Origin of the sequence: Plasticicumulans sp., from assembly GCF_035331805.1 — a bacterium.
Taxonomy (GTDB): domain Bacteria; phylum Pseudomonadota; class Gammaproteobacteria; order Competibacterales; family Competibacteraceae; genus Plasticicumulans.
On sequence record NZ_DAOLKE010000116.1, the window covers coordinates 3,985 to 10,059 of the forward strand.

At 68.0% G+C, this 6,075-nt stretch carries 7 protein-coding genes; 1 reads left to right on the forward strand and 6 read right to left on the reverse strand.

Annotated features, from left to right (window positions below):
• Positions 1-344: hypothetical protein (locus PKE44_RS09920; protein WP_324550605.1), on the forward strand; the 344-nt coding region annotated here is incomplete at its 5' end.
• Positions 345-348: 4 nt separating this feature from the next.
• Here PKE44_RS09920 and PKE44_RS09925 read toward each other — a convergent pair.
• The 6 genes from PKE44_RS09925 to moaA all read right to left on the reverse strand — a co-directional run bounded on the left by PKE44_RS09925 (position 349) and on the right by moaA (position 5,753).
• Positions 349-654 carry a hypothetical protein gene (locus PKE44_RS09925; RefSeq protein WP_324550606.1) on the reverse strand — a complete coding sequence of 102 codons (306 nt, stop codon included), beginning with the start codon at positions 652-654 and terminating at the stop codon, positions 349-351.
• A complete protein-coding gene (locus PKE44_RS09930; RefSeq protein WP_324550608.1) occupies positions 647-898 on the reverse strand; it encodes a MoaD/ThiS family protein in 252 nt (83 codons plus the stop codon). Before PKE44_RS09930 ends, PKE44_RS09925 begins: the two co-directional genes overlap by 8 nt.
• A gap of 8 nt (positions 899-906) precedes the next feature.
• A complete protein-coding gene (locus PKE44_RS09935) occupies positions 907-2,220 on the reverse strand; it encodes an FAD-dependent oxidoreductase (RefSeq protein WP_324550610.1) in 1,314 nt (437 codons plus the stop codon).
• Between the two features lie 73 nt (positions 2,221-2,293).
• Positions 2,294-4,150 (reverse strand): aldehyde ferredoxin oxidoreductase family protein, encoded by a 1,857-nt coding sequence (locus PKE44_RS09940; RefSeq protein ID WP_324550612.1) that lies wholly within the window; start codon positions 4,148-4,150, stop codon positions 2,294-2,296.
• Between the two features lie 19 nt (positions 4,151-4,169).
• Positions 4,170-4,637, reverse strand: coding sequence for a 4Fe-4S dicluster domain-containing protein (locus PKE44_RS09945; protein WP_324550614.1), 468 nt, complete (start codon positions 4,635-4,637; stop codon positions 4,170-4,172).
• Between the two features lie 99 nt (positions 4,638-4,736).
• A complete protein-coding gene (gene moaA, locus PKE44_RS09950; RefSeq protein WP_324550616.1) occupies positions 4,737-5,753 on the reverse strand; it encodes a GTP 3',8-cyclase MoaA in 1,017 nt (338 codons plus the stop codon).
• Positions 5,754-6,075 lie beyond the last annotated feature (322 nt).

Below are 6,075 nucleotides of genomic sequence, written 5' to 3' on the forward strand. Positions count from 1 at the left end.
TGCTGCCGGCCCTGCTGCCGTCGCTGCCGGCCCTCGCCGGCGAACCCCTGGAGGTCTACGTCGCGCGCCTGAGTGCGGCCGATCACTACAACAGCAGCGGCGAGCGCCTGCGCTCGGCTGCGGCGATCATCCGCCAGGATCGCGCCAACCTGCACCGCTACGGCGTACGCGATCCGGAGGACGAAACCGACCGCTTCTTCGCCGCGGCCGACAACCGCGCCCGGCTCGAACGCCTGCTCGCCGACGGCTTCCTGGACCGCACGACCGAACGGATCATCGTCGAGGACACGCCGCTGGTGCGGGTCGAGGTCTGGCCCAACCACGTCGAAGTGCGGCTGAAGTGAACCTTCAGCCGCCGCCGCGCCGGTAGGCGTTCTCGAAATCGCGCAGGAAGGCACTCGCCAGTGCCGCGGGCACCGGACCGTCGGCGAGGATGGTGATGACGGTGGCCGGCAGCGCGAGCAGCGCGATGCGCCGCTCGCGGGTCGGGCCGAGTTCGATGCGCAGCCTTGCACCGGCACCGAGCTCGACCCGGATCGCATCGCCGGCCTGCGCGTGCGGCCGGCCGGCACAGGCGGCCGGCAGCACGCGCAGGAACTCGCGCCGGTCGAGCGCCATCTCCCCCTGCCACAGCAGGGCCGAAGACTCAGCCACCGGCGACCGGCGGCCAGACCGCGAGCGCGTCGCCGGCGCGCAGCACGCGCGCGGCCCGGTCCTCGGGGCCGACGAAGCTGCCGTTGACCAGCACCAGATGCACGAGGGCCGGCGGCAGATGCAGATCGTCGATGACGCCGGCGACGCTGGCACCGTCCGCGACTTCCAGCGTCGCGACGTTGCGCCGGGCGCCGGCGGGCAGGTGCGGGGTCAGCGTCGCATACAGCTTCAGCGTGATCTGCATCGTCGGTCTCAGGCAGCCTTGGGCGCCACGCGGGCGGCGAAGTTGCAGGCGAGATACGCCTCCATGATCCGCGTCGGGTCATCCATGAGCTTCGCCTTCCACGGGCCGAGCGGCACCTTGCCCTGGATCAGCCCGCGCAGCACGCCGACGTGCTGCGTCAGGCCGAGCGAGGTCGCGCCGACCATGATGTCACCATCGAACTGCAGCTGCAGGTAGCGGAAGCGATCGGGCTCGCACATCTCGACGCGATCGCCCCCCTCGACGCCCATCCACAGCCCGAAGGAGCTGGAGATCAGGCCGAGGGTGTCGAGCACGTTCATGTTGAAGCTGCCGCGGTAATACGTCGGCACCCCGGCCATGTTCAGGCCGGCGGTGCGGCCGTGCTCGGAGGCGGTCGGCTGGATCGCATGCACTTCGAGACCACCGGTCGAGAAGTCGCGGCCCTGCGCCACGTCGCCGGCCGCATAGATGTCCGGGACGTTGGTCTGCATGTAGTGATCGATCAGGATGCCGCGCTCGATCTCCAGCCCGCAGCCCTGCAGGAACTCGATGTTCGGGGCGACACCGGCGGCCGAGACGACCAGATCGGCATCGAGGGTTTCGCCGGTGTTCAGCGTGACCTTCAGCGCGCGCGTCGGCTTGCCGGTCAGCGTGTTGACCAGCTTGTTCATCAGGCCGCCGTTTTCGGTGATGCCGGTCACGCGCGTCGAGGTGATCACGCGCACGCCCTTCTTCTCGCACCAGCTCTTGATCAGGCCGCCGGCGATCGGGCTCATCATGCGCGGCACCATGCGGTCGCCCATTTCGAGCACGGTCAGATCGACACCGCGCAGCGCCAGGGCTTCGAGCACGATGCAGCCGACGAAGCCGGCGCCGACCAGCACCACCTTCGCGCCCTTCTCGGCGAGCCGGGCGATGTTGCGGGCGTCCTCGAGCGTCCAGCAGGTGTGCACGCCGGGCAGGTCGAAACCCGGCACCGGCGGACGCACGGCACGCGAGCCGGTGCAGACCAGCAGCTTGTCGTAGTCCATCGCGCCGCCGGACTTCAGCGTCAGGCGCTTCGTTTTGGCATCGACCTTCTCGACCCGGTCGCGCAGGACGCGGATGCCCTTGGAATCGTAGTGATCGTTGCCCTTGCGCAGGTGCGTGCCTTCCTCGCCGATCTTCTCGATCAGCAGGTAGGGAATCGCCATGCGCGAGTACGGGCGTTCGGGTTCGTCGCCGATCAGCGTGATGTCGGCGTCGGGATCGGTCGTGCGCAGGGTTTCGGCGGCGATGACGCCGGCCGGGCCGGCACCGACGATGACGTAGCGGTGGATCATGGAGTATTCCTCGCAAGCCGTTCGAACGAACGGCCCGGCGATTGGCCGGGCCGTTGCGCAGGGTGCTGGCGTCTCAGACGCCGAGCCGCTTGCGCGTCTCGGGCTTCAGCTTGCCGTCGGCGGTCCAGCCGCGCAGCTCGTAGTACACCGGCATCATCTTGCCGAGATCGTTGACGCGGCCGGCAGCCGGGCCGGTCTTTGCGGCTTCGGTCAGCAGGCGCTTCGGCAGCGTGTCATCGGCAGCGGTCAGGCCGGCATCGAGGTTGTACTGGCGCTCCAGGTTCCAGATGCGCTCGCCGACCTCGTTGAGCTTATCCATGCTCCAGTCGCCTTCGCAGGCGGCCTGGATCTGCGGCTGGAAGTCCGCGAGCGTCCACGCGAAGGTCGTGAACACGCACAGGCCGGTCGAATCGACGACGGCGGTCGCGTCCTGGAAGGCCTTGACCAGTTCCGGCTTGCCGTCGGTGACCAGCGGATCGGTCTTGACCGGGATGCCGAGCACCTCGGAGGCGACCGTGTAGCTGCGCAGGTGGCAGGCGCCGCGGTTCGAGGTCGCATAGGTCAGGCCCATGCCCTGGATGCCGCGCGCGTCGTAGGCCGGGAATTCCTGGCTCTTGACGGTCATCGAGAATTCCGGATGGCCGTACTTCTCGCACAGGCGCCGCGAGCCGAGGCCGAGTTCGAGGCCGAAGCCCTCGCCCTTGCCGGTGAGTTCGGCCGCCTTGCAGAGCGCCTCGGCATTGCCGAACTTGAACTCGATGCCGCCCGTCTGCTCCTTGGTCAGCGCGCCGACTTCGTACAGCTCCATCGCCGCGGCGACGGTCGCACCGAAGGAGATCGGATCGAGGCCGTGCTCGTTGCAGAGGAAGTTCGCGTAGGTCAGCGCATCGAGGTCATCGATGCCGGTGTCGGAGCCGAGCGCCCACGCGGCTTCGTATTCGAGGCCGCCGGAGGCGTGCTTGTAGCGCTCCTTGCCCTCGCCCTGCACCGAGAAGTGCGTCGGGTCGATGGTCGAGATGCGGCCGCAGGCGATCGTGCAGCCGAAGCAGGCGCCGTTGCGCACCAGGTTCGGCTTGCCGTCGCTCTGGCGCGGCTCGTACATGGCCTCGCCGGAGATCGCCGAGGCGCCCTCGAACTGGACTTCGCGCCAGTTGCGGGTCGGCATCGCACCGATCTCGTTGATGACGTTCATCAGCACCTGCGTGCCGTACTTCGGCAGGCCGGCGCCGGTGACGGCGTTGTCGGCCAGCACCTTCTTGGCGGCTTCGGAGGCGGCGTGGAACGCGACCGGATCCTTGACCTTGTTCATGCCGATCGTGCCGCGCACGACGACGGCCTTGAGGTTCTTCGACCCCATGACCGCGCCGACGCCGGAGCGGCCGGCCGCCCGGTGCAGGTCGTTGACGATCGCCGCGTACAGCACGCCCTTCTCGGCACCGGCACCGATGGTCGCGACGCGCACCAGCGGATCGTGGTGCTTCTTGTGCACCCAGTGCTCGGTCTCCCAGACCGACTTGCCCCAGATCTCGGCGGCGTCGAGCAGCTCGGCCTTGTCATCGACGATCGACAGGTACACCGGCTTCGGCGACCTGCCTTCGAAAATGATCATGTCCCAGCCGGCGTACTTGAGCTCGGCGCCGAAGAAGCCGCCGGAGTTCGAGCAGGCGATCGCGTTGGTCAGCGGGCCCTTGGTGACCACCGAGTAGCGACCGCTGGTCGAGGCCTCGGTGCCGGTCAGCGGACCGGTGGTCATGATCATCTTGTTGTCGGGCGACAGCGGATCGACCTTCGGATCGGTCTCCTCGACCAGATACTTGGTCGCCAGACCGCGCTGGCCGAGGTAGTCCCTGGCCCAGTCCATGCGCAGCGGCTCGACCGACATCGAGCCCGTGCTCAGGTTGACGCGCAAAACCTTGTTGTTCCAGCCCATCTCTCAGTCTCCCCTGCGCTCAGGCAGCCGTGTTGGCCTTCGCGGCCCAGGCACGCATCTTGTCGAGTCCGGTCCAGCTCGAATCCACGTAGGTGATCGCGCCGGTCGGGCAGGCCTTGGCGCAGGCCGGGTCGCCCTGGCAGAGGTCGCACTTGATGACCTTGCCGGTGGCGGTGTTGTAGTTCACGGTGCCGAACGGACAGGCGATCGTGCAGACCTTGCAGCCGACGCAGGTCTTCTCGTTGACCTCCATCGCGCCGGTGGCCGGGTTCTTGGTGATGGCTTCGACCGGGCAGGCATGCAGGCACCAGGCTTCGGCGCACTGCGTGCAGGTGTAGGGCACGAAGCGGCCTTCCTCGTGGAACGCGAACACCTTGATGCGCGACTTCGAGGGATTGAAGGCCTGCTCGTTCTCGTAGGAGCAGGCCATCTCGCACTGCAGGCATCCGGTGCACTTCTGCGGGTCGATGTACAGGGATCGTTGCATCGACAGGCCCTCTCTCTCTTGATGGTTTGTGATGGTCCAGTGGTACTCGGATCGGCAATTCACCGCATTCACGGCGGTTGCCGGCACGCTGCGGCGGGTTCAGCCGCCCGTCATGTTCATGTGGCGCAGGATCACGGGCTGCGCCTTCAGGTTGAAATCGTGTCCCTTGGGCTTGATGTGCATCGCCTCGACGATCGCCTGCTTCAGGCGCTCCGGGTCACCGGGATGGGCGCGCAGCACGTGGCGCAGGTCGACCGAATGCTCCTGACCGAGGCAGAGCAGCAGCTGGCCCTCGGCCGACACGCGCACGCGGTTGCAGTCGCCGCAGAAGTTGTGGCTGTGCGGCGAGATGAAGCCGATGCGGCTCGCACTGCCGCCGACGCGGTAGTACTTCGACGGCCCGCCGGTCTGCTCGGTGGTCGGGATCAGGTCGAAGTGGCCGGCGAGGTCGCGGCGGATGTCGTCGGACGAGTAATAGGCCTCGGCGCGGTCATGGTCGCCGATGACGCCGAGCGGCATTTCCTCGATGAAGGAGAGGTCGAGCCCCTCGTCGCAGGCGAAGCGCACGAGATCGACGACCTCGTCGTGGTTGCGGTGCTTGAGCACGACGGCGTTGAGCTTGGTGCGCTCGAAGCCGGCGGCCTGCGCGGCGCGGATGCCGCGCAGCACGACCTCGAGATCGCCGGTGCGCGTGATGCGCCGGAAGCGCTCCGGGCGCAGGCTGTCGAGGCTGATGTTGAGGCGGCGCACGCCGGCGGCCTTCAGTTCGGCGGCGTAGCGTTCGAGCTGCGAGCCGTTGGTCGTGATCACCAGCTCGCGCAGCTGCGCCAGCGCGCCGAGCTCGCGCACCAGCGTCATCACGTCGCGCCGCACCAGCGGCTCGCCGCCGGTGAGGCGGATCTTGCGCACGCCGAGTTCGGCGAAGGCCCGGCCGACCGCGGCCATCTCCTCCAGCGTCAGCACCTTCGCGCGCGGCAGGAAGTTCATGTCCTCGGCCATGCAGTACACGCAGCGGAAATCGCAGCGGTCGGTGACCGACAGACGGATGTAATCGATGTGCCGGCCGAAACGGTCGATCAGTTTCGGAGCCGGCGTCTGGAGGGAGTCCGCTGACACTTCGGAAGGCATCCTCTTCTGGGCGTCACCCGGTCCTGACGGTCCGGTGCGCAGGTTCTGGATCGGCGTACATGCAAGGCAGGGGCCAGAGGCCAGGGCGTTTGAGCACAGTTTTGCAAGCACCTGATATTGCCAGCTTGCGCGTCGGCAACCTGCCCCGGCAGCGGCTTTTTGGTGGTACAGACTGTCCCACCGCCTCCGGTACGCACGGCACACGTACCAGCCTAGCAACGCCGGCCGGCAGGCCGCGGATGCCGCGCCCGGCATCCGCAGAGGCCAGCCCGCCGGCTGCCCCTGCGGCCGCACCGTCACGGCCGCAGGC

Coding starts and splice junctions, on each gene's coding strand:
- PKE44_RS09930 (WP_324550608.1), bottom strand. CDS start 898: ATGCAGATCACGCTGAAGCTGTATGCGACGCTGACCCCGCACCTGCCC.
- PKE44_RS09935 (WP_324550610.1), bottom strand. CDS start 2,220: ATGATCCACCGCTACGTCATCGTCGGTGCCGGCCCGGCCGGCGTCATC.
- PKE44_RS09945 (WP_324550614.1), bottom strand. CDS start 4,637: ATGCAACGATCCCTGTACATCGACCCGCAGAAGTGCACCGGATGCCTG.
- PKE44_RS09940 (WP_324550612.1), bottom strand. CDS start 4,150: ATGGGCTGGAACAACAAGGTTTTGCGCGTCAACCTGAGCACGGGCTCG.